Here is a 22153-nt window from a genome sequence, read left to right on the forward strand (position 1 = left end):
GGTCGAACGTTGTCGGCTTTCAGCCAGCCGCGAAGGCTGCGTCTTCGCTAGTCTTCAGGAATCCTCCACTCTCGACAGTAGGTGACTGCGTGGCAGATCTCGTCCGGTTCCGGTCCGCCGCAGGCTCGTCGCTGATCGTCGAGGTCGGTGACCTGCCGACCGGTATGAAGCGCGTCTCGGCCCGAGACGCCAACGGCATCGTCGAGGCCGGCCAGCGACTCGAGCAGGCGATCGACTCGCTGCGGCCTTCGCTGGAAACGCTCGTGGACACCATCGCCGGAATGGCGCCGACGTCGCACGAGATCGAGTTCGGTCTCAAGCTGTCCGGCGAGGTCGGCGCCGTGGTCGCCAAGTCGACCGCGGAGTGCCACTTCGTCGTGCGCCTGCACTGGAACGGCGACGCGCGGCCGCGGCAATGACCCCGGCCGCGCTCGGCTCCGCGACACCCATGCGCCCCGGCTGGCTGGTGCGCATCCGGCGCACCGAGGACGGGCCGGTGGTCGGTGCGGGTTTCCTCGTCACCGATCGGCACATCGCGACGTGCGCGCACGTGGTGACCGACATCCGCGGCGCGGAACCACCCGAGCCGGTCTGGGTCGAATTCCAGTACACGAGCGCGCATGCCCCGATCGCGGCGCGGATCACCGATGGCGGGTGGCATCCGGAGGATCCGACGTATCCGGCGCTGGGCGACGTGGCGATCCTGTCACTGGACGGCGAGCTGCCGGAAGGTGCCGCGGCGGCTCCGCTGCGTCCGGCCGACTCGGTCGCCGGTCATCGCGCGGTCGCGATCGGATATCCACAGGACCATCCGACCGACCCGGTCCCGGCGCTGCTCACCATCGCCGGGGCCGGTGAGGCGGAGTGGCTGGCCCTGCAGTCCCGCAGCGTCGTCGGGCAGGGTATCGACGAGGGCTTCTCCGGCAGTCCCGTGTGGGACGAAGACCTCGAAGGCGTGATCGGCATGACGGTCACCAAGGACGAGGCGAGGGTGGACCGGAGGACCGCGTTCGCGATTCCCACCGACGTGCTCGCCCGGTACTGGCCGCCGCTGCGGCGACATGTGGTGCCGACGCTGACCGGCCACGATCGCGACCGGCTGGAGAGCCTGCTGCAGATCTCGCTGCGCCCTGACGGCTGGCTGCCCCGAGTGGCCGACGTCAGGATGTACGACATCGGCGTCCAACGACACGGGCCTGATGCCGCGTACGTGCCACGGCCCGAAGTCGACAGCCGCATCCTGGCCGCGCTGGAAGAGCAGCAGTTCGTGCTGCTGGTCGGCGGCAGCGGAGTCGGCAAGTCCCGAACGATGATCGAGATGCTGCGTGCGTCCATGGGTGATGCGCGCCTGATCGTGCCCTTGTCGGAGTCCGACAGCCTCGCCGAAGTCGTTCGGCTCGCGCTCGGCCACGGCAGCGGGCCCGCCGTGGTCTGGCTCGACGAACTGAACCAGTATCTGGGGCGGGGCGGGCTCAACGTGAAGACCCTGGGCAAACTCGCCGCGCATGATCCGCCTGTCACGGTCGTGGCCACCATGGACGCCGACGTCTACGGCGACATCCAGGCCAAGGCCGGCACCATCCGCAGCTACGCCCGCGGTGTCCTCAGCCAGGTTCACCCGATCGTGCTCACCGAGCGCCTGGAGCAGCAGGAACGCGCTGCCGACGAACTGGCCCGGCGCTTCGCTTCCCTGCAGCGGCAAGGCGGTCCGACGTGGGCCCTGGTGCGGGCCGCCGCCGACTGGAACCGCGTCGGCCTACGCGGGCCCGTCCCCGACCACGCGCTGCGAACCCTGTTCGAGGCGTACCTTCCCGCATCCGAACGCCGCGAAGCGGTGTGGGCTGCCGCGGTGGCCGAGGCGTGCCAGACCGGCTCCGGAGCCGCGCTGCTGCAGGACGTGGGGCCGCACGCATACCAGGTCCACAGTCACGTGCGGGCGATGGTCGACGGCGGTGACGGCGCACAGGCCGCGCCCATCCCACCGCAGGCCTGGCAGCACGCCCTGGACGTGGCCACGTCGTCGGACCTGCTCGGCGTCGCCTACGCCGCAGCATCACGAGACGAAGGCCCGATCGCCCGCCGGGCGGCAGCGAAGGTACGCGCCCAGGGGCCGGCCGACCCCGCCGCAGCGGCCTGGGCCACCCTGTTCCTGGCCGAGCTGGACTTCGCCGACGACGATCTGCCGTCGGCCAGCGCACTGTTCGAGCAGGCCCTGACCTCGCCGGTCGCCGACGTCGCCGAACTCGCGCGCCTGGACTTCGGGCTGACCCTGCTCCGACTCGGCGATGAGGCCCGCGCCGAGTCGTTGCTGCGTGACGCGCTGCTGACCGACGACGCGTCGGTCGCCTCCGTCGCCGGGGCGCACCTGGCACACCTCAAGATCTCCAGCCCGCAGACGCAGCGCGCCATGCTGTCGCACGACCGCGGCGAACAGCCCCTGTCCGACGACCGTCCCCATGAACTCGTCCGCGGCACCGTGGAACGACGCCAGCACGACCTGATGCGGCCCATGGCCCAGGCGATGCTCGGCGGGATCCTGCTCAAAAAGGGTGAACTGGACGATGCCCGACGCCTGCTGGAGCAGTCACTCGCCTCGGGCGTCTCCGAGATCGTGCCCCTCGCCCAGGCCAACCTCGGCACCCTGATGTGCTACGCCGACGAGACAGCCGAAGGCCGCCGGCTGCTGGAACTCGCCTACCACAGCGACGACGCCGAAGCCGTCGCTCTGGCCAGAGTCAACCTCGCCTGGTTCCTCGGGCAGGCCGGCGACACCGATCGGGCCTCCGAACTGCTGTCCGAAGCCGCCGAAGCGGAACACCCGGAGCAGTCGCCCCGCGCAGCCGACCTCCTGGGCGACCTGCTGGCAGCCAACGGCGACCTGCCCAACGCTCGTGCCGCCTACGAACACGCGATCCGGTCGGGCCACCGAGACTGGGCACCGATCGCGATGATCGACCTGGCCGCTCTCAACGCCCGCCACGGCGACACCGCTCACGCCGTCGACCTGCTTCGCCAGGTAGGCGAACTCAGACACGAGCAACTGTCCCCCCGAGCCGTCTACATCCTCGGCGAACTGCTCGCCAACGACGGCCAACTCGACGCCGCGAAGGCGGCCTACCAAGAGGTCATCGATTCACCGCATCCGGAATACTCCGGGCTGGCCCGCATCGCGCTGGCGATCCTGCAGATCGAAGACGATGCCGGCCTGACCGAGACACTGCTGACCGAGGCCACGCAGACGGCGGACCGGCAGGTCGCGGCGATGGCCGAGCTCATGCTCGCGCTGCTGTACGCCGAGGACGATCGCGAGGAGCAGGCGCAGACGATCTTCGCCCGGCTGACGGCCGACGGCGACCACGAGGTGGCCCTCCTGGCCATCTTCGTCCAGGCCGCCCTGGCCATGTGGCGCGACGACCTGGACGAGGCCGAACGCCATCTCGTCCGCCTCGTCGAAGACCCCCGAGCTGCCGACACGGGCCTCGACCGGGCCGCGGGCATAGACCTCGCCACGCTGCAACTGGCTCAAGGCGACACCGACAAGGCCATCGAAACGCTCCAACTCTGCTTCGACGCGACGCATTCGGAATACCTCGTCGACCTCCTGCTCGACCGAGGCGTCGAACTCACCGCCGCGGACCGCGCCCTGGACGCCCTGCCGTTCCTGCGGGCGGCCGCCGACGCGGCCGACGCCGACATCGCCCTGCTCGCCACGGTCCGCACCCACCTCGGTATCGCCCTGCTCGCCGTGGGTGAACTCGACGACGCTCGCGTCGAGCTCGAATACGCCTACCGGCATGCAGACGAAGCGGCCAAAGCGCTCAGCGGCCGCTACTTCGGCAGCGTGTTGCTGCGGCTCGACCTGCCCGAGCAGGCCCGGCCGATCCTGACCGAGGTCGCCGTCGGCGACTCCAGCTCCAAAGCCGAAGCCGCGTTGCTGCTGGGACGACTCGCCCGTGCCGAGAAACACGACACCGAGGCCGAAGCCTGGCTCACGCAGGCGCGTGACGCCTCACGCGGCGGTGACCCCGACGTGTACGCCAACGCCGGCCTTCTGCTGGGCGAGATGTACGTCCGCGCCGGAAAACCTGCCGAAGGGCTGCGGATACTCTCCGAACTCGCCGCCGGTGCCGGAACGAGCCGCGTCCGGGCGCTGGACATCCTCGGCACCATCGGCGAAGCCACGACACCTCGGCAACTCGAAGCCGGTCCGCGGCAGACCGGGCCCGCCCTGCCACCGCTGTCACTCACGCTGAGCACGCTCCTCGGTGAGATCGCCTCGGCCGAAGGCGACGCCGACGAGGCAGTCCACTGGTTCACCCTCGCCGCGCGCAGCGATGATGTACGCCTTCGCGCTCGTGCTCAAGCCGGTCTCGCCGTCGTGGCGCAGGAACGATCCGACGCCGTCCCCAGCGGCGTGTAGCACCGGCCGAGGTCGAGCATCGCCGACCGCGCTGCCGCAGGATCAGACGGTTGCCGGCGACTCGGCGGCCGGCAGCACATCGTGCAGGTGGCGGCGGGAGCTGACGCCGAGTTTGGTGAACACGTTGCCCAGATGCCACTCGACGGTGCGAGGGCTGATGAACAGCTGGGCGGCGATCTCGGGGTTGGTGTGCCCGTCGCGCGCGAGCCGGGCGATCTCCGCCTCCTGGCCGGTCAGCGCCGCGAGCGGGCTGACGCTGCGCTTGCGTACGGTCTCCCCGGTCGCGGTCAGCTCCCGGCGAGCCCGGTCGGCGAACCCGGCGGCGCCGGCCCGCGTGAACGCCTCGTAAGCGGTGCGCAGCTGCATCCGGCTCTCCTGCCGGCGCTGGTGTCGGCGCAGCCATTCGCCGTAGAGCAGGTGCGCACGCGCCAACTGGATGCTGATCCGGGTGTGTCCGAGTTGCTCGATCGACTCCCGGAACAGCGCGTCGGCAGCCGTGCCGTCGGCGAGCACGGCCCGGCAGCGGGCCTCGATGCCCGCGGCCCATGCGGTCGCGCTGGTGCGGGTGCGAGGCGTCAGCCTTTCCAGCGCCTGCTGGGCGGTGTCGCGCTGCCCGGCGCGGGCGGCCACCTCGACGAGTTCGCTCAACGCCCAACCGAAGATGCCCATGTCCTCGTGCTCACAGGCGCGCAAGGCGGCGGCCAGCGCGGTTTCGTAGCGGCCGAGCCCGTTGTAGAGGACGGCGCTCGCGTAATCGGCGATGGCCAGGGCACGTCCTTCACCGCGGGCGAGGACGTCCTGGATGCCGTGGTCGATCGTGTCGAGAACCTGCTGCTCGGCCGCCTGCCAGGCGTGCAGGAGCAGGGAGGTGTAGAGCAGCGGGGTGCTGCCGGTCGCATGCGAGACGGCGGCGGCTTCGTCGATCAGCATGGCGGCGGTGTCGAGTTCGCCGGCGTGGACGCGGTAGCACGCCTGGTGGGTCAGCGCCAGCGGCAGGACCGACAGCGCGCCTGCCCGCCGCGCCAGGTCGGTGGCCCCGGTGGCCAGATCGTGCCAGGCGTCGTCGTCCCACACCTCGGGGGCGAGTGGTTCGGGGGTCAGCGGCGACGACAGCAGCAGCCAGCCCGCCGGGTCACCGCCGTGTTCGGAGGACTGCTCGCGGCGCGCGGCCTGCAGGGCGTGCCGGATGGCGTCGGCACTGGCACTGTGGCCGTCGAGGATCCAGCCGGTGACGGCCTCGAGCAGCATGTCGGTGACCCGGTTCGGCTGGGGTGCGGCCGGGCAGGCACGCGCGGCACGGGCGACCTCGGGTGCGCCGCGGCCGAGGCGTCCGGCGAAGATCGCCGCTCCGGCGGCCTCCAGCAGCGTGTCGCGGGCCAGGGCGGTGTCCAGCGGCTTCAGGCGGGTCGCGGCGCTCAGCAGCCGCCGGGCGGTGTCAGCGCTGCGGATCTGCGTGTGCACCAGCCGCGCCCGCAGCCGCTCGAGTTTGGCGCGCTGCAGGTCGTCGAGCGGGCCGGCCTCGGCTTCGGCGAGCAGGTGGTGAGCCTGGTCGAGGGCGCCGAGGTCGAAAGCGGCCTTGGCGGCGGCCAGGGCACGGACGGTGCGGCGGGCGGGGTCGGGGGTCAGCTCGGTGGCCCAGCGCAGGAAGGCGGCGGTCGCGGCGGCTCCGCCACGGCGCAGGGCCCGGTCGGCCGACTGTTCGAGGGCTTCGGCGATGCGTTCGTCGGGTTGGACGGCGGCGCGGGCGCGGTGGAAGGCACGGCGGTCGGGGGCGAGATCGGGGTCGGTGGCCTCGGCCAGGGCCTGGTGCGCGGCGCGCCGGTCGGCGATCGACGCGCTGCGGTAGATCGCGGAGCGGACGATCGGGTGGCGGAACTGTGCTCGCTGACCGAATTCGATCAGTCCGACCGCTTCGGCGGGCGCCGCCGCGGCGGCGGGGATGGCCTGCAGGTGCGCGGCTCGCCAGACCAGCTGGGTGTCTCCGGTCGGGTCGGCTGCCGCGGTGAGCAGGAGCCGCTGGGTGTCGGCGGGCAGCGTGTGGACTTCGCGGGCGAAGCAGCGTTCCAGGTCGGATTCGGTGGAGCGGCCCTCGGGCAGCCAGAATCCGCCTGCCAGGTCGGCGGCGGACAGGGCGTGGGGCATCTGCAGCAGCGCCAGCGGGTTGCCGTGGGCTTCGGCCACGACCCGGTCGCGGACCTGCGGGTCCAGCGGCATGCGCAGAGTGGCGGCCAGCAGGCTGCGCGCGTCGGCGTCACTGAGTCCCGGCACGCGCAGGTCGGCGAGGCCGGGTAGTGGGCGCGGGTTCGCAGGCTCGCGTACCGCGAAGAGCATCGCTACTCTTTCGGCCTTCAGTCGCCGGGCCACGAAGGCCAGCACCTGCAGCGACGCGTCGTCGACCCACTGGGCGTCATCGATCAGCCAGGCCAGCGGCTCGTCGGCGGCCCCGGCCAGCAGGCCGAGGGCGGCCAGGCCGACCATGAACCGGTCGGGCGTGTCGCCGGCCTGCAACCCGAAGGCGACCGACAGCGCCTCTCGTTGCGGGACGGGCAGGTGGGACAGGTGCTGCAGCAGTGGTACGCACAGGTGGTGCAGCGCCGCGTAGGGCAGTTCCATCTCGGATTCGACACCGCAGACGGTGGCGAGCTGGAATCCGCGGGCCTGGCTCGCGGCGTGGTCGAGCAGGGCGGTCTTGCCGATGCCTGCCTCGCCGCGGATGACGAGCACCGCGCTGGTGCCGGTGCGGGCGTCGGCGAGCGCGCGCTTGATGGTGGCCGTCTCGTGACGGCGGCCTTTCAATTCGACCTGGGTGGTCGTGGACACGCCCATGCGACGACCCTTTCCGACCTTTATCACCTGAAAATTGGCGATTATGGCCATCGTACCGAGCTGAGGCCGACGTCACAGCACACCGGGCCCCACCTGGGCCGGACATCACGCCCATCCGAGCAGTAGCAGGCACAAGGCGCGACCGCTGCCGGCGGCCCGGGGGCGAAACCCCGGGGGTTGCCCGGGGCGACCGGTCCCGGATACGGCGACCGTGGACAGGCCGGTCGACCGCCGACGGCACCGATGAGCCCGCCGGGCCCTGCAACGGAGCGTGACTGACATGAGCTTGCCCAAGATCGGAATCGACCGCGCCCTTCGCTACACGACGCGGATCGACCACACGGTTGAGTCCGCCCTCGGCGTGGACGAGGGCGGCGGCCTCGTCACACCGGGGCTCTCCGGCCGACATACGGCCGCGCACCCGTCACGCCGGCACACCATGTACGACCAACTCACCGGGTTGCCCAACCGCGTCATGTTCAAGCACGCCATGTACGCCGCCATGTCCGCGACGGCGGCGCAGCGCCCGATCGGGTTGTGCCACCTGGACCTCGACGGTTTCACCACCATCAACCAGACGCACGGCTACGACGCCGGGGACCTGCTGCTGCAGACGATCGCGCAGCGGCTGTCGGCCGTGCTGTGCGAGGGCTGCCTGGTGGCCCGCACCGGCAGCGACCAGTTCACCGTCCTGGTGTCGGCGTCGGCGCACGTCACCGACATCACCCGGGTCGCCGAGGCCATCCAGCAGGCGGTACGCCGGCCGCTGGAGTTGGACGGACGGCAGATCAGCGTCACGGCCTGCATCGGCATGGCAACCCCGCCGCCAGCCGGTTCCGCCGTCGGTTCCCTGCTCAGCGCCGCCGAGTCCGCGCTCGCGCTGGCCCGGGCCGCGGGCCACGACCAGCGCCGCCTGTTCGACGCCGACCAGCACGCCCACCGCCTGGCCTGCCACGAGACCGCCCACCAGCTGCGGCTGGCCCTGCAGCGCGGCGAGCTGTTCCTGGAGTACCAGCCGATCGTCGAGGCCGGCAGCAGAGACCTCTACGGCGTCGAAGCTCTGGTCCGCTGGCGGCACCCGCAGCGCGGCGTGCTCGGCCCGGCGGAGTTCATCCCGGTCGCCGAACAGACCGGGCTGATCAACGACGTCGGACGGTTCGTGCTGCGTACCGCCTGCGCGCAGGCCAGGCAGTGGCTGGCCCGACATCCGGGCCGCCGGCTGGTGATGAGCGTCAACGTCGCGCCGCCGCAGGCCGACGATCCGGAGTTCGCCGGATACGTGGCCGAGCTGCTGTCGCACTGCGGCATCGACCCGGACCTGCTCCAGCTGGAGATCACCGAAAGCAGCATGCTGTCGACGTCCGGGCAGGTCACCGAGACCATCCGAACCCTGGCAGGTCTCGGGGTGCGGGTCGCGATCGACGACTTCGGCACCGGCTACGCGAACCTGGCCAACCTGCGGTCGCTGCCGGTGCACACCCTGAAACTCGCACGGCAGTTCGTCACGGCGTTCGCCGGGGACGGCGGATCGGTCGACGCTGCGATGGTCGACGCCATCGTGCGTTTGGCGCGCGGGCTCGGCCTAGGCGTGATCGCCGAAGGCGTGGAGACACCAGAGCAGGCCGACACCGTGCGGCGACTGGGCTGCGACCTCATCCAGGGATTCCTCTACGGAAAGCCGCAGTCGCCCCAGGCGATCGACGACAGGCTGGCAACCGTGGCCCCATCGGCCGTGAGCTGACGCGGCGTGTCTCAACGGACCCTCGCGACCAGGGAAGGAAAGCAATGAAGATCGTCATCTTCGGAGGTACGGGCCGGATCGGAACCCGCCTGGCCCGGGTGCTGCGACTCCGCGGCCACCACGTGGTGCCGGCCTCGCCCAGCACCGGCGTCGACACCGTCGCCGGCAACGGCCTGGCCGACACGGTCACCCGAGCCGACGTCGTCGTCGACGTCACCGACACGCCGTCGTTCGCCGCCCACTCGGCGATGGACTTCTTCCTCACCTCCACCCGCAACATCCTGTCCGCGGCCGTGGCGGCGCGGGTGCGCCACCACGTGGTGCTGTCTGTCGTCGGCGCCGACCGCATGCCCGCCAGCGGCTACATGCGCGCCAAGGCCGCCCAGGAGAAGATCGTCGGGTACGGCCTGGTGCCCTACACCGTCGTGCGCGCCACCCAGACCTTCGAGTTCATCGACGCCAACACCGCCACCTGCGACGATCACCGTCCACTGTGCCTGTCACCGGTGCTCATGCAACCGATGGCCGCCGAGGACGCGGCCACCGTGCTCGCCGACGTCGCCGAGACCGAACCCTTCGGCGGCCGCGTCGACATCGCCGGGCCGGACCGGCTGCGCCAGGACGACCTGGTCCGCACGCTGCTGGCTGCGCACCACGACGACCGCGACGTCGTGACCGCGCCGGCGGCGTACTTCCACGGCGCCTCGGTCGACGACACGACGCTCGTGCCCGCCCGGCCGTGGCGCCTGGGCATCACCGATCTCACGGCCTGGCTGACCGCTCATGCTGCCACCCGACCACTGGCCGCAAGGCGCCCAGCGGACCTCCCGGGCTGAGCCTTGCACACCCAGCCGAAACGCCTGGGTATGCGAAGGCTCAGTGCTGACGACGGCCGTGGTCGACCGGGAGGCGGGCCAGGGCGTGGGCACGGGTGGCGACTTCGTCGCGGGACACGCTTCCCTGCTCGTCCAGCACGTCTTCGAGCGCGGCGAGCCAGTGGTCGTAGTAGCTCCACGGCTGGTCCTGTTCGGCCGCGTTCTCCCATGCGCCGATGCGGGCGATGAGCGCGGCCTGGAACCGGTTCCAGGTGAAGACGCCTGCGTCGTGGAGGGTCACGGCCATGCCGAAAGCGCGACTCTGCCAGGGTTCGGCGAACAGGAGTTCTCCGTTGGCGCGGGGCGGGGCGGCGATCCCGTCGAGGTCGAGTGGTGCGGTCACGGCGCTGCCACCTTCGCGACGCCGACCATGGTGTCGCGGGTGATCAGCGGGACGAGTTCCTGCTCTGTCAGGTGCTCGGTGCCGGCGGGCCGCTCGGGAAGGACCAGCCAGCGCACCTCGCTCGTGGAGTCACGGACGGTGATCTGAACGTCGTCGTCGAGTTCGAGACCCATCTCGGCGAGCACGGCGCGGGGTTCTTTGACCATACGGGCGCGGTATGCGGGGTCCTTGTACCAACTCGGCGGCAGGCCCAGTACGGGCCACGGATAGCAGGAGCACAGGGTGCACACCACGACGTTGTGGATGGCGGGGGTGTTCTCTACGACGACGATGTGTTCGCCTTGCGGGCCCCCGAAGCCGAGCTCGTTGATGGCCGCGGTGCCGTCGGTCAGGAGCCGTGCGCGATAGTCGGGGTCGGTCCAGGCCCTGGCGATGACCTTGGCACCGTTGCGCGGGCCCACGTTGGTCTCGTAATCGGCGATGAACGCGTCCACGACCCTGGGATCGACCAGGCCCCGTTCGGTGAGCAGTTGTTCGAGTGCTGCGGTGCGCAGAGCTGCGGACGCGCCGCGGTCTGCCCCGTCGGCGGTCGTCATTGGCTGGTCTCCAGGTAGTCCTCGAACAGTTCCACGGTGACGGCGAAGCGCTCGGCGTCCTGGCCCCACAGCTCGTGCGATGCGAAGCGTACGGAGTAGACGTGCTGAGGGTGCTCGCCCAGGAAGTGTGCGTGGGTGTCGGGGAAGACGGCGGCGGGCTGGACGACCTCGACGATGCCGGCATGTCCCCGGACGTAGCCGGGCAGGCGGGTGTGCCCGGGGGGTGAGATGTCCTTGGCGCGGACGCGCTGGCCGACCGTGAATGCGGGAGCGGCGTCGACGGTGCGCAGCGAGCCGGGTCCGGCCGGCCAGGCGGGCAGGTCCCCGCCCGACGGGTTCGGAGCTGCGGTGACGGGTGTCTCGAGCAGGTCGCGGACTCGAGCCTCGAGCTCTCCGGGGGCGAGCACGGCGCCCTCGACGAGCATCAGTTCGGCGGCGTTGAGCCAGCGGCCGAAGTAGCCCTGCTGAAGGTAGTCGGCCGGGTCCAGACGTTCCAGCGCGTGCCGGAAGGCGTCCAGGTTCCGGCCGGACAGTCGGACGGCCAGGATTGTCAGCGCGGTGGCCCGGCCTTGCCAGGGCTCGGCGAAGACCGGTTCATCGGCTCTCGGCGGGTGCACAGGCCCCCATCCTGAGGTGCCCCCCATGTCGGCGATGCCATCCACGACGCGGCCCCCGAATATCTACATAACGGACCAGACACCCGAATCGTATGCCACGTGGGACGTCACAGCCGCCCAGGTACCGCTCAGCAGCACCGCGTACAGCGCCCGTGGGAGCCGGCCTTCCCCGCCGAGCCCTGGCGTTCAGCCCCTGATCTTGTCCACCTGAGCCAGTGCCTGCTGCCGTACGACCTCAGGCAGGGGTGCGAAGTTCACGTCGTCGGCGATGGCCTGGCCGTCATTGAGCAGGTGGGTCAGGAAGCGCTTGGCGAGATCCGCCTTGGCCACATCGCCGTAGCTGGTGCGGACCAGCAGGTAGCTCAGGGCTGTGATCGGATAGGCGCCGGCGCCAGGGGCGTCGAGTACGTCGTAGGTCATGTCGCCATGGACCCGGGCCGCTGCCAGTGCCGTCATCGCGGCCTCGATCGTCGGCTCGACGAACCGGCCGTCCCTGTTCTGCATCGCGACCGTGGCCAGACCCGCCTCCCTGGCGTCACGCAGGTCCAGGTAGCCGACGGACCCCGCCTGGTGCCCGATCGACGACGCGACGCCGGAGCTGCCCTCCTTCGCCAGCGTGCCGGCGGGCCAGTCGACGTTCTCACCGCTGCGCAACCGCCAGGACGGTGCCGCCGCGTCGAGGTACCTCGTGAAGGTGTCGGTCGTGCCCGATCCGTCGGCGCGGCGCACGACCGTGATGGCCAGGTCGGGCAGAGACGCCCCCGGGTTGTCGGCCGCGATGGCCGGGTCGTTCCACCGTCTGACGTCGCGCTGGAAGATCTTGGCGACGGTGTCCGGCCGCAGCCGCAGTCTGTCCACCCCCGCAAGGTGGTAGGCGACCGCGATCGGCGCCGCGACCGTCGGGACGCGCACGAACGTGCCCGGCCTGATGCCGTCGGCGTCGGTCACGGCGCTGTCGGTGCCCGCGAAATCCGTCAGATTCTCGGCGAACTCCTTCCTTCCGGCCGCCGAACCGATCGCCTCGTAGCTGACGGTCGCATCGGGGACGACCTGCCGGAAACCTCTGATCACCGCCTGGTAGAACGCGTCGGGCAGGCTCGCGCCAGAGCCTTCGAACTGCTTGGAGTGGGCGTACGCGTCGGCGAGCGCGGGACTGGACACCCGACCGCAGCCCGCCAGCACCGACTGCGCCAGCAGGAACACCGCCGCCAGCAGCGCCACCACCAGTCGCGACATCACACCGCCTCACCCCGACGACAGGAAGGCAACGGCCGCTCGTCCACATCGCGAGGCCGGCTACACCGAGACCGGCTGAGCGCAGGACGACACGCCGTCGTGGTCGCACGGGCCGAGTGCCTCCACCATCTCGACTCCATCGTCCGCGCTGCACACCGCAGGTGGCAAGAAACGTCCATCTCGGTCGTAGCCCACCCAGACCGCCTGCAAGGCGGAATACAGGGCAGCACGACCTCGGCCTGACCGGGCCGGGGCCCCGCCCTCCTTACTGAGACGCTGGCACGGCATTGATAGAACGGCATGGTGCTATGGATTTTCGTCCCGTTGCTCCTCGCCCTGGTCGCCGTCACCGCGTACGCGTGGCGGCGCGCCCGGTCCCCGGTCGTCGCGGGTCCGGTCCCGGCACCCGGCTCGCTGACGCTGTCGGAGGTGGCGGTCCTGTCCCGCCCACGTGACCGCGAGCCCGTGGACTCCGCGCTCGCGGTGCTCGACCTGCACGGGCACGTCACGCTCGCCGTGCCGGACAAGACCGCGAAAGCAGTGATCACCGGCGCGTACGCACGCCACGGCGGGACGGTGCGACTGCACGGCACCACCACCCCCACCGACCCGGTTCACGCCGCGGTCCTTGCGATCATCGCCGAGCTCGGCGGGGGACGGCCGGTTCTGGTCCGCGACGTCCGCGAACGCGCGCTGACCCGGGCAGAAGTCGGCGCGGCACGCGCACGGCTGATCGACGCCGGGTTGCTCACGCGTCCGGTCGCCGCATCGACGCTTCGGATCTGCGGTGTCCTACTGACCCTGGCCGGCGCGGCATTGCCGCTGATGGTGCTGGCGAGGGCCTTCGCGGACGAACTGCCGGAGCCGTTGGGCGAGCTGGTTCGGTCGGTGCCGGGTCTTCCCGCGTTGTTGCTCGGGTGCGCCGCGGTGGCACTGGGATCGTTCGCGTCGGTCGCCGCGAGCGACGATCACACCACGGCCGGTGCCCGGCTCGTCGGCGGGCTCGCGGCGCTGGACGGCTCGGTAGCCGATCCGGTCGCGTTCAGCCTCGCACGGCTGGGCCTGGCAGAGCACCCCGACCAACGACTGCGCCTTGCGGTGGGAGTCATCCCGCCACCAACCGACTGAGCCGCCCCGCGACCCGGCCGCTGGACACCACCTGGCCGCCAGCTGGTGATCAGGCCGATGGCTGGTGATCAGACGGCGGCGACACTGACATCGGTGGACTTGCCGCGGGCGAGATCGACGATCTCGCCGTCGAACTGGTTGCGGATGCTCAACCGCATGACCACCCCGATCGTCGCACTTCGACTGCTCAGGGTGTCAACGCCGCGGATGGCCCGACGGTGACGCCGTCCGGCCAATGGCCGCCTACGGCTTGGGCGGAGACGTGCTGCCAGCCGCCGTCAGGCGGGACAGCGGTCGTGTCCGGACATCCTCAGCGCGTGCTGCGCGGTGCGAGCACCACGACCGTGGTTTCCCTGGGCCGGCGAGCGGCATAATCGTCCAGGTTCGTGTCGATGGTGCGCCAGTGGTCCCACAGACGCCGCCTTTCGTCACCCACCGCGGCGCGGGCGGTCACGTGGCGCAGCTCGCCGTTGAGTTCCGCCGTCGCGTCCGGGTTGGCGAGCAGGTTGAGCCACCAGGCAGGTTCGGGGGCGCCCCAGCCGTTCATGGCCATCGTGACGAGGTTGGGGCCGTCTTCGTAATAGCCGACCATCACGGCGCGCTCGCGACCGCTGCGGCGCCCTATGGTGGTGAGCCGCAGGGTGCCCCAGCCGCCCGGCTTCGGACGGGACAGTCCCATACGTCCGCCGCTGAGGCGGTAGATGCCTCGGTGGATCCGCCATGCTGTGCGGATGACCCACCGGGGCGGGAGCATCGCCCGCGCCATACCAACTCCCATCAGGCAGCCATGTCAAACATTATTGACATGTCGAAGGTAGCCTCAGATCGCCGTCATGTCAAAGAAATCTGACATGATGGCGAGCCCGCAGGGCGGACAGGCGTTCCCGGCGGCGCAACAGCTACCCGCATGCCGAATCCGGGGCGCCGGCGGACTCGTCGCGACGGCGGATCCGTCTATCCGGCCCCATCCGGAGCCGGGCTGCTCACCTCGGTGAAGTCACGGTCGTACACGTCCAGGCCGGCGAACCGGTCCGGGTCGAGCCAGCCGTTGCCGGTCGTGTTCGGGTCGCAGCCGGCGAACCGGAGCCGCTGCACGAACTTGTTGAGGCTGTCGGGTGTGCCGTCGAACCTGATCGTGTTGCGCCCTCCGATGTCGGCGAACGGGCGCAGCCGGCCGAACTCGACCAGTAGCGTCCGCTGCGGGAACCGCGCCATCGCCATCCCCGCCTCGAAGATGACGTTGGGGCGCGCCTGGCCCGTCAGGCGCGTCTCGTAGGTCTCCTCGCGGGCACCGCGCAGGCGTGGATGCAGCACAGCGCCGTCGTCCGGGGTGAGCAGCACCACCGCCGCCTGGGCCACCTCGAACGCTTTCGTCAGCACGTCGCCCAGGAACGGCGTGGTCTGCGCGGTGGCCCCGACCAGCTCCTCCCAGTCGAGCGGCCGCAGGTCGAGCGCCTGGAGAAAACCGAACACGGCGCGGCGCACCTGCTCGTCGCGACCATGGATGACGAACACCTGGCGGGTGTGGTTCACGCGGGCTCCTTCAGCGGGGTCACGGGTCGGGGTTCGCGCCAGCCGGGTGTCGGCGGCGGTCACGTCGGCGATCTCGTCCTCGACGACGGTCGCCAGCCAGCCGGCGACTCGGTTGTCGTCGTCGACGGGGCCGCCCGCGACAGCGGGCCGCACAGCGCCTTCCATGTTGCTTTTCGCGCGTTCGACGTTCAGGCGCAGGTCGACCAGGGCATCGCGCCGGAAGGCGAGATCCGATCGGGTCTGCTGCGGGCCGGCCGGTCGCCCGCCGCGGGCCGGGGATCGTTCCTCGACGTCCTGCCACACTCGGACATGGTGACGGACCGTCGCCGCATACAGCAGGTAGCGTCCCAGCGGGGGGATCTGGGGGGTGGCGTCCGACCAGGCCAGCGCGCTCATTGCCGGCTCGCCTGCCGGCGTGCCGATCAGCAGCAGGTCGCGGTGCCGGCGACCGGGGTCGCCACCCATGCCCGGCTCCCACAGTGCGATCTCGTCGGCGAGCAGCGTGGGCTCCCACCACCACCGCCCGGGTCCGGAGAGGGCGAGTGGTTCGGCCAGGCGCAGCGCCGTGCCGCCGGAGGTGGGTTCGGCGTCGAACCCGACGTAGATGTGGGCACTGCCGAACAGCAGCGGGTCCGGTGCGTCGCAGACCTGAGCCCACTGCCGGGCCAGGTGATCCCAGCCGGGTCCTGTCGACGCCGACGTCAGGACCACCGACAGGTTCGCGAATCCCTCCAGCCGGCGCAGCACGGCCTGGTCGTGGACGCGCGGGTGTTTGGCTCCCGCGAGGGGTTGCTGCGTGCCGCGGCGGGCGGGGGCGAGCCCGGCGAACGGCGGCGGGTCGGCGGCCAGCCCGGTGCGAGTGAACGGCAGGGTCAGCCCGAGCACTGCGCGGCACCGCTGCCAGATGGTGGTCAGCTCGGCGTATGCGGGCTCGGCGTCCGGTCCGTCGAGTTCGGCGTAGAGATGGATCACGAGCTCCGGATCAGCCATCGGATCGGCCCCGCCGGTCATCGTCGGGGGAGATGGCCCGGTCCGGCGGCGTCAGCGACCTGATCAGGCGCACGGTGCGGTCCCACGTCACCGGAGGTGGGGGCACGCCGGGTTCGCGACCGCGGTCGGCGTCGTTGGCGCGGGTCGGCGAGAGCAGCTCCAGCACGGTGGTCTTGCGCCGTACGGCCGGCCAGTCCCTCGCGTCCAGAGCCGACTGCAGGTCGCCCAGCGCATGGTCGACCTTGGGCCACCGGTCGGGGGTCAGCGACCACCCGCGTGCCGCGGTCACCGCCGACATCGCGTCCTCGATGATGTCCGTGACCGAAAGATTCGGCATGGGCGCGCTGGTGGCGTGGGCGTCCGCCTGCCGTCGGGCGGAGTGGCCGTCCGGCGCTTCGCGCTGTTCGTGCCAGTGGCTCACCGGTCCTCCTGGGACAGTTCGTACAGGGCGTGGTGCAGTCGCAACACGTCGATCTGGTGGGCCTGGCTCGGCGTGACGACGACCCGCAGCCGTCGGCACACCGGCTGCAGACGCGCCGCCCGCAGAAAAGTCTTCATGATCAGGCGCAACAGATCCATGTGATCTGCTTCCTGGATGCGGGACAGGCCCGAGCCCACCAGCGGCATCGTCACATCGCGGAACTGGCCGTGCAGGTAGGCGGCCTGCCACAGCTGCCCCAGGCTGTGCTCCAACTGCGGTAGCGACGACCTGGCCACCAGGTCGTTGCCGAGCCTGCTGTACGCGACACAGAAGATGCTGCGATCCCTCTCGCCCAGCACCGCGACCGTGCCGACCGGGTACCGCCGCCGTTTGCCCCGGGGCCGGTCCTCACTCGGCTCCACCTTGTCCGGCTCCCGATCGCCGAGGGCCTGTTCGAGTTCACGGTCGAGCCTGGCCAGGTCACCACCGAACGTCCGGTGCAACAGCTGGCCCTGGGCGCTGTTGCGCGAAATGATGATCTCGTCGCGGGTGTCGGTGTCGAAGGTGTCGCTGAACCCGACCACCAGGTTGTCCGCAGGCCAGGCGAACAGGTCGCCCACCACGACCGCGATCGTGACGTGCGCTCGGGTCACGCGGTGATCGAGCAGCGTGGTCTGGGCCGCCAGCCTGGCCTGCAGATGCGCCATGGCCGCCCGGGCGATCTCGTCCGCGGGGTCTTCGGCGAGCAGTTCCTGGGCGAGCCGGTCGGCGGCCACGGTGTCGCGGTCGAGGTGGGTATTGAGCAGGGCATGCTTCAGGCCGCGGCGCAGCTGGGCGCAGCGGCGGCGGGCGTCCTGGGCGAACCGGTCGCCGGCGATGTCCTCGAATGGTTCGCCGGCCCACAGCGCCAGTCCGCGCGTCGCGCTGTCGGCCGCGGTGGCGGGATCCTCCGCCGTCCGGCGTGACAGCTCAAGCACCTGCCAGAAGTCCACCGACGACGGCTCCAGGGCGAGCCGGTAGGCGAACGTGGCTCCGCGATCGTGCGGGATGACCGTCGAGCAGTCGCCCGGCCGGTGCGGATCGAGGACGCGGCGCAACTCGGCGATGCGCTTCTGGACGCTGGTGCGTTCGGAGCGGCCCACCGGGGCGCCCGCGCCCGCCGCCCACACGTCGCGGTACAGCTTCTCCACCGGCACCGGCCTGCTCTCCGCTGCCACCAGCCGCAGCAGCAGCCGGGCCGTGAGCGGGGCGAGCCCGACCGGTCGGTCGTCGACGGTGACGACCAGCCTCCCCAGCACCGAGATGTGTACCTGTGCCATCGACATACCCCCTCCCCCATCGCCACACGATCGGTGATCGCGACGCAGCGGTGGGTCACCCAGAAGCAAACCGGAAGCGTAGTGGGTATTGAAGGGGAACCCGGTCGCGGATTCACTCCACAGCGACACGGAAACACATTTCGATCCGCTAGGTGGACACCGATGTTCCGGACCGCACACCGCATTCGGCACGATCACCCGGCCAGTCGAGACACGACGGTGCCCGAGCCGAACCGAGCGGTCACCCGGCTCGACCGGTCGCCCGATGAGCAGCGATGCAGCATGCCGAGCACCCTGGCGGCACGGCGATGAGCCGCCTTGCCTCCGGTGCGGGCCGGCCTCTGGCGACCGGCCGCCGGTTGGGCGCCGGGGGTCAGGCCGAGGTCCTCGAGATCCGCGGATCGCACACCGAGGTCGTCAAGCGATACTTCCCGGCGTCGCTGAACCGCGACCCGCGCCTGCCCCGCCGGCTCGCGGCGATGGTGGCCCACCCGCCCCGATGGCGTGACGCCAACGGTCATCCCGTCCTGGCCTGGCCGACCGACCTCGCGCTGGAACGCGGACACGTCGTCGGGTTCGTGATGCCGCGCATCGACACCGCCCGCACCGTCGAACTGCACGCCGTGACCAACATGAGCACCCGGCAGGAGCCGTCGATGCCGGCATGGCTGGCCGACTTCGGCTGGCGCTACCACGTGCAGGCTGCGCTCAACCTCGCCCACGCGGTTGACGCCGTGCACAGCCTGGGCACGGTCGTCGGCGACTTCAACGAGCGCAACGTACGGGTGTCGCAGACCGCCCTGGTGACCTTGCTCGACTGCGACTCCATGCAGGTCACCGACCCGAGCACCGGGGATGTCTTCCTGTGCGGTGTCGGCCGCCCGGAGTGGAATCCACCGGAGCTGGCCGGCGCGGACTGGTCGACCACCGTCCGTGCCCCGTCCAGCGACCTGTTCGCCCTCGCGATCCACATCTACCAGTTGCTGCTGCGCGGCGAGCACCCGTTCCGCGGCGTCTGGACGGCAGCCGGCGACAAGCCCTCAGTACCGGCGCTGGCCGCCCGCGGCATCTGGGTCGGGGCGGGCGGGCAGCTGACCGCCCGTCCTGGCCGGGTCGGCCTGTCCGTGCTGCCCGACCACATCGACGCGCTGCTGCGACAGACCTTCGGCAACGGCGCGACCGACCCCGCCCGGCGGGCGACTGCCCGGGACTGGATCACGGCGCTGCGGCGGCTGGCCGGCGAGCTCGCCGACTGCCCGGTGGATCCCGCCCACCAGTACCCGGCCGGCCTGTCCGCCTGCCCCTGGTGCGCGAGCGCCGGTACCACCGCCGTCGCACCGCCGGTCACCGTGCCGCTGCCACCGGCCACGGCGCCGGTCACGGTGCCGACGCCACCGGCGGCCGTCACGCCGCCCACCGGCTATCCGGTGTACACGCCACCACCACCACCTGCTGTGTGGCCCATGGTGATCGGCTACCAGGCACCGCGGCCCGCCCGCACCGGCCGGATCGTCGCCTGGATCGCCGCCGCCTGCGCGCTGCTCCTGGTCACGCTCTGCCTGTGCCAGCCCTTCCGGCTGCTGCAGTCGCCCGGCGATGGTGCCAAGGCGAACGCGACGACACAGCTCGGCGCGATGCGCGACATCTTGCGGCAATCGTCGGCCCATCGCGCCCGGGTGATCGCCGCGGTCGACGACGTCAAGGCCTGCCGGGCCGTGGGACAGGCGGCCCAGGCATTCACCGCCGCCGCGGTGGCCCGCCTCGACTTCCACCGCCGCGTGCTGCAGCTGCCGCTGCACGCCGTCGGCGACGGTGAGCGGCTGCGCACCCTGCTCGCCTCGGCGCTGCAGGCCTCCGCCGACGCCGACCGGGCCTTCGCGGCGTGGGCCCGCGCACGGATCAGCCGGTGCACCACCGGGTCCTACCGCACGGGCGACTTCGAGGCGGCCGAGCGGCACTCCGCCACGGCCTCGGCGCACAAGGCGAGTTTCGCGCAGCTGTGGAACAGCATCACCCCCACGTCCTGGCACACCACGGCTCAGACGATCTGACATCCGGAAGGCGGTCACCGATGGAGTTCAACCCCCGCGTCAACCAGGACAATCCCGATCCCCGGATCGCCTGCGTCCTGCTGCTCGACACGTCGTACTCGATGAACGGCGCCCGTATCGACGAACTCAACCGCGGGTTCGGCCTCTTCTGCGAGGAGATCAAGAAGGACGAGCTCGCCCGCAAGCGCGCCGAGGTCGCCGTGGTCACCTTCGGCGGCGGCGCGCGCCTGGAGGTGCCGTTCACCGAGGGACGCCACCTGCAGCCGCGGACCTTCCACGCCAACGGTGACACCCCGATGGGCTCGGCGGTGCAGATGGGCCTCGAACTGATCCAAGGACGCAAGCACGAGTACCGGCAGTCCGGCCTGGAGTACTTCCGGCCATGGCTGTTCGTCATCACCGACGGCGAGCCGACCGACGACTATGTGTTCTTCGGTGCGGCCGAGCACCTGCGCCAGGTCGAGGCTGCCAAGGGCGTGTCGGTCTTCCCGGTCGGCGTCGGGCGCGAGGCGAACCTGGACCGGCTGCGGCTGCTGTCGGCCGGCCGCAGCCCGGTCATGCTCGACGGGCTGAAGTTCCGTGAGTTCTTTCAGTGGATGTCCAGCTCGCTGAGCGCGGTGTCGACGTCGAACGCCTACGCCGGAAGTGAGGCGGGACTCGCCGGCGGCGCGGCGACCGAGCAGATCCCGCTGCCGCCGGCGACAGGCTGGACGACCGCATGAAGGACTGGCGGATCGTCGGGGCCAGTGTGCGGGGCACGGCACACCACCACAGCGGTCACCCGTGTCAGGACGCCAGCGCGTGGCTGCTCGACCCGGCCATGGCCTGCCTGGCGGTGGCCGACGGAGCCGGCTCGCGCCCGCACGCCGACCTCGGCGCCACCGCGGCCGTCCAGGCCGTCCTGCGGTGGGCCCGCAAGGGCCCGCCACCAGACGACGACCTGGCGGCGTGGCTGTCGCGGGCCGCCGACGAGGCCTTGGCCGCGGTGCTGGCCGCCGCGGCCGCCGAGCGGCGCCCGGCCGAGGACTATGCCTGCACGCTGTGCGTCGCGGTGCTGACGCCGTCGCGGCTGGGCCTGATCCAGCTCGGCGACGGGATCGCGGTCGTCGGTGACGCCGTCGGCTTCACCACGCTGTCGCCGCCGGCGCGCACCGAGTACGCCAACGAGACGGTCTTCCTCACCTCTCCCCAGGCATCGGCGCAGCTGCGCGTCGACGTCCTGGACCTCGAACCGGTGGACTCGGTGGCGCTGTCCACCGACGGGCTGCGGTTCAAGATCCTCTCCGATCTGGGCAGCCACCGCCCCCACGTCCCGTTCTTCGAGGACGCGGCTCGGCTGGCCCGCGACCCGGCCGTGGGCGACACCGCCGTCGCCGACTTCCTCAGCCGGGTCGACGACCAGAGCGGTGACGACAAGACCCTCGTCATCGCCGTCCGCACCGCCGCCCCGCCCGCTGGAAAGGAACCGTGATGCGCCGCTTCCTGATGGTCCTCGGCTCGTACTGCATGGGCTTCGCCTCGCTGCTGATCCTGTTCGGCATCGTCAACCTGAACAGCGCCCCGTCGCCGTCGGCGTACCGCTCGTCTCACCCGCCGCTGTCCACCGGAGAGTCGATCTTCGCGATGGTCACCGTGTACCTCATCGCACTGGTGCTGGGCATGGCGCTCAGCGCGCCGTACGCCATCGACCCACCCGACACCCGGGTCGACTTCGGCTGCCTCGTGCCGATCGTCTTCCTACCGGTCATCTGGGCGTTCAAGCTCATCGACCTGATCGGATTCCTGCAGCTGAAGCTGTACTGGTGGCTGCTGTCGCTGCTCTGGAACCGGGTGCGCCCACTCAGCTGGCAGCAGCCCCCGCCGCAGCAGGTCCACGCCCCGCAGGTCCACCTACCGCAGCAGACCGGACCCGTCGGCCCCTCCTGGCAGAACGACCCGACCGGCCGCTACATGCAGCGCTACTGGAACGGCCACGCCTGGACCGAGCACGTCGCCAACGCCGGCGTCGTCATGACCGACCCGCTCTGAACCGCCAGTGGACACACCCACCCCCGGAG

General features: G+C 71.2%; 18 protein-coding genes. 9 read left to right on the forward strand and 9 right to left on the reverse strand.

The annotated features are described in order from the left end of the window. Positions 1-89 precede the first annotated feature (89 nt). Together AB0B66_RS34020 and AB0B66_RS34025 are read left to right on the forward strand one after the other, a co-directional pair. Positions 90-419 carry a CU044_2847 family protein gene (locus tag AB0B66_RS34020; protein WP_360537766.1) on the forward strand — a complete coding sequence of 110 codons (330 nt, stop codon included), beginning with the start codon at positions 90-92 and terminating at the stop codon, positions 417-419. After that, complete coding sequence (locus AB0B66_RS34025; RefSeq protein WP_360537768.1) at positions 416-4420, forward strand: tetratricopeptide repeat protein; 4005 nt, start codon at positions 416-418, stop codon at positions 4418-4420. The genes AB0B66_RS34020 and AB0B66_RS34025 overlap by 4 nt, the downstream gene beginning before the upstream one ends. A 42-nt stretch (positions 4421-4462) precedes the next feature. Here AB0B66_RS34025 and AB0B66_RS34030 read toward each other — a convergent pair whose 3' ends face one another. Then, positions 4463-7246: an AAA family ATPase gene (locus AB0B66_RS34030; RefSeq protein ID WP_360537770.1), complete on the reverse strand. Its 2784-nt coding sequence runs from the start codon at positions 7244-7246 to the stop codon at positions 4463-4465. Positions 7247-7526: 280 nt separating this feature from the next. Between AB0B66_RS34030 and AB0B66_RS34035 the strand changes: the two genes are divergently transcribed. Both AB0B66_RS34035 and AB0B66_RS34040 read left to right on the forward strand, forming a co-directional pair. After that, positions 7527-8987 carry a bifunctional diguanylate cyclase/phosphodiesterase gene (locus tag AB0B66_RS34035; protein WP_360537772.1) on the forward strand — a complete coding sequence of 487 codons (1461 nt, stop codon included), beginning with the start codon at positions 7527-7529 and terminating at the stop codon, positions 8985-8987. Between the two features lie 44 nt (positions 8988-9031). After that, positions 9032-9823, forward strand: coding sequence for an SDR family oxidoreductase (locus AB0B66_RS34040; RefSeq protein WP_360537774.1), 792 nt, complete (start codon positions 9032-9034; stop codon positions 9821-9823). A gap of 40 nt (positions 9824-9863) precedes the next feature. Here AB0B66_RS34040 and AB0B66_RS34045 read toward each other — a convergent pair whose 3' ends face one another. From AB0B66_RS34045 to pstS, 4 genes are all read right to left on the reverse strand, one after another. Next, positions 9864-10205, reverse strand: coding sequence for a nitrile hydratase accessory protein (locus AB0B66_RS34045; RefSeq protein ID WP_360537776.1), 342 nt, complete (start codon positions 10203-10205; stop codon positions 9864-9866). Further along, complete coding sequence (gene nthA, locus AB0B66_RS34050) at positions 10202-10801, reverse strand: nitrile hydratase subunit alpha (protein ID WP_360537778.1); 600 nt, start codon at positions 10799-10801, stop codon at positions 10202-10204. The genes AB0B66_RS34045 and nthA overlap by 4 nt, the downstream gene beginning before the upstream one ends. After that, on the reverse strand, positions 10798-11463 hold the full coding sequence (gene nthB, locus AB0B66_RS34055) for a nitrile hydratase subunit beta (RefSeq protein WP_360537780.1): 666 nt from the start codon (positions 11461-11463) through the stop codon (positions 10798-10800). Before nthB ends, nthA begins: the two co-directional genes overlap by 4 nt. 141 nt (positions 11464-11604) lie before the next feature. Beyond that, positions 11605-12654, reverse strand: a complete 1050-nt coding sequence (pstS, locus tag AB0B66_RS34060) for a phosphate ABC transporter substrate-binding protein PstS (protein WP_360537782.1) — start codon at positions 12652-12654, stop codon at positions 11605-11607. Positions 12655-13119: 465 nt separating this feature from the next. Here pstS and AB0B66_RS34065 point away from each other — a divergent pair, with 465 nt between their 5' ends. Then, entirely contained in the window at positions 13120-13782 is a 663-nt protein-coding gene (locus tag AB0B66_RS34065; protein ID WP_360537784.1) for a hypothetical protein, read from the forward strand. Positions 13783-14092: 310 nt separating this feature from the next. On the opposite strand, the gene AB0B66_RS34070 is transcribed toward AB0B66_RS34065, so the two are convergent. The 4 genes from AB0B66_RS34070 to AB0B66_RS34085 form a co-directional block, all read right to left on the reverse strand. Further along, positions 14093-14560 (reverse strand): nitroreductase/quinone reductase family protein, encoded by a 468-nt coding sequence (locus tag AB0B66_RS34070; protein ID WP_360537786.1) that lies wholly within the window; start codon positions 14558-14560, stop codon positions 14093-14095. A gap of 176 nt (positions 14561-14736) precedes the next feature. Beyond that, a complete protein-coding gene (locus tag AB0B66_RS34075) occupies positions 14737-16305 on the reverse strand; it encodes a CATRA conflict system CASPASE/TPR repeat-associated protein (protein WP_360537788.1) in 1569 nt (522 codons plus the stop codon). Then, on the reverse strand, positions 16298-16726 hold the full coding sequence (locus AB0B66_RS34080; protein WP_360537790.1) for a CATRA system-associated protein: 429 nt from the start codon (positions 16724-16726) through the stop codon (positions 16298-16300). The genes AB0B66_RS34075 and AB0B66_RS34080 overlap by 8 nt, the downstream gene beginning before the upstream one ends. After that, positions 16723-18045 carry a macro domain-containing protein gene (locus AB0B66_RS34085; RefSeq protein WP_360537792.1) on the reverse strand — a complete coding sequence of 441 codons (1323 nt, stop codon included), beginning with the start codon at positions 18043-18045 and terminating at the stop codon, positions 16723-16725. Before AB0B66_RS34085 ends, AB0B66_RS34080 begins: the two co-directional genes overlap by 4 nt. A 275-nt stretch (positions 18046-18320) precedes the next feature. On the opposite strand from AB0B66_RS34085, the gene AB0B66_RS34090 reads away from it, so the two are divergent. The 4 genes from AB0B66_RS34090 to AB0B66_RS34105 are packed head-to-tail and all read left to right on the forward strand — an operon-like array spanning position 18321 to position 22124. Continuing rightward, on the forward strand, positions 18321-20096 hold the full coding sequence (locus tag AB0B66_RS34090) for a hypothetical protein (RefSeq protein WP_360537794.1): 1776 nt from the start codon (positions 18321-18323) through the stop codon (positions 20094-20096). A 20-nt stretch (positions 20097-20116) separates the two neighbouring features. Further along, positions 20117-20818 carry a VWA domain-containing protein gene (locus AB0B66_RS34095; protein ID WP_360537796.1) on the forward strand — a complete coding sequence of 234 codons (702 nt, stop codon included), beginning with the start codon at positions 20117-20119 and terminating at the stop codon, positions 20816-20818. Then, the gene (locus AB0B66_RS34100) at positions 20815-21567 is read left to right on the forward strand and encodes a PP2C family serine/threonine-protein phosphatase (RefSeq protein ID WP_360537798.1); all 753 of its coding nucleotides are present in this window, start codon (positions 20815-20817) and stop codon (positions 21565-21567) included. Before AB0B66_RS34095 ends, AB0B66_RS34100 begins: the two co-directional genes overlap by 4 nt. After that, on the forward strand, positions 21567-22124 hold the full coding sequence (locus AB0B66_RS34105; protein WP_360537800.1) for a DUF2510 domain-containing protein: 558 nt from the start codon (positions 21567-21569) through the stop codon (positions 22122-22124). Before AB0B66_RS34100 ends, AB0B66_RS34105 begins: the two co-directional genes overlap by 1 nt. Positions 22125-22153 lie beyond the last annotated feature (29 nt).

The organism is Catellatospora sp. NPDC049111 (assembly GCF_040648615.1).
In the GTDB taxonomy this organism is placed as follows: domain Bacteria; phylum Actinomycetota; class Actinomycetes; order Mycobacteriales; family Micromonosporaceae; genus Catellatospora; species Catellatospora aurea.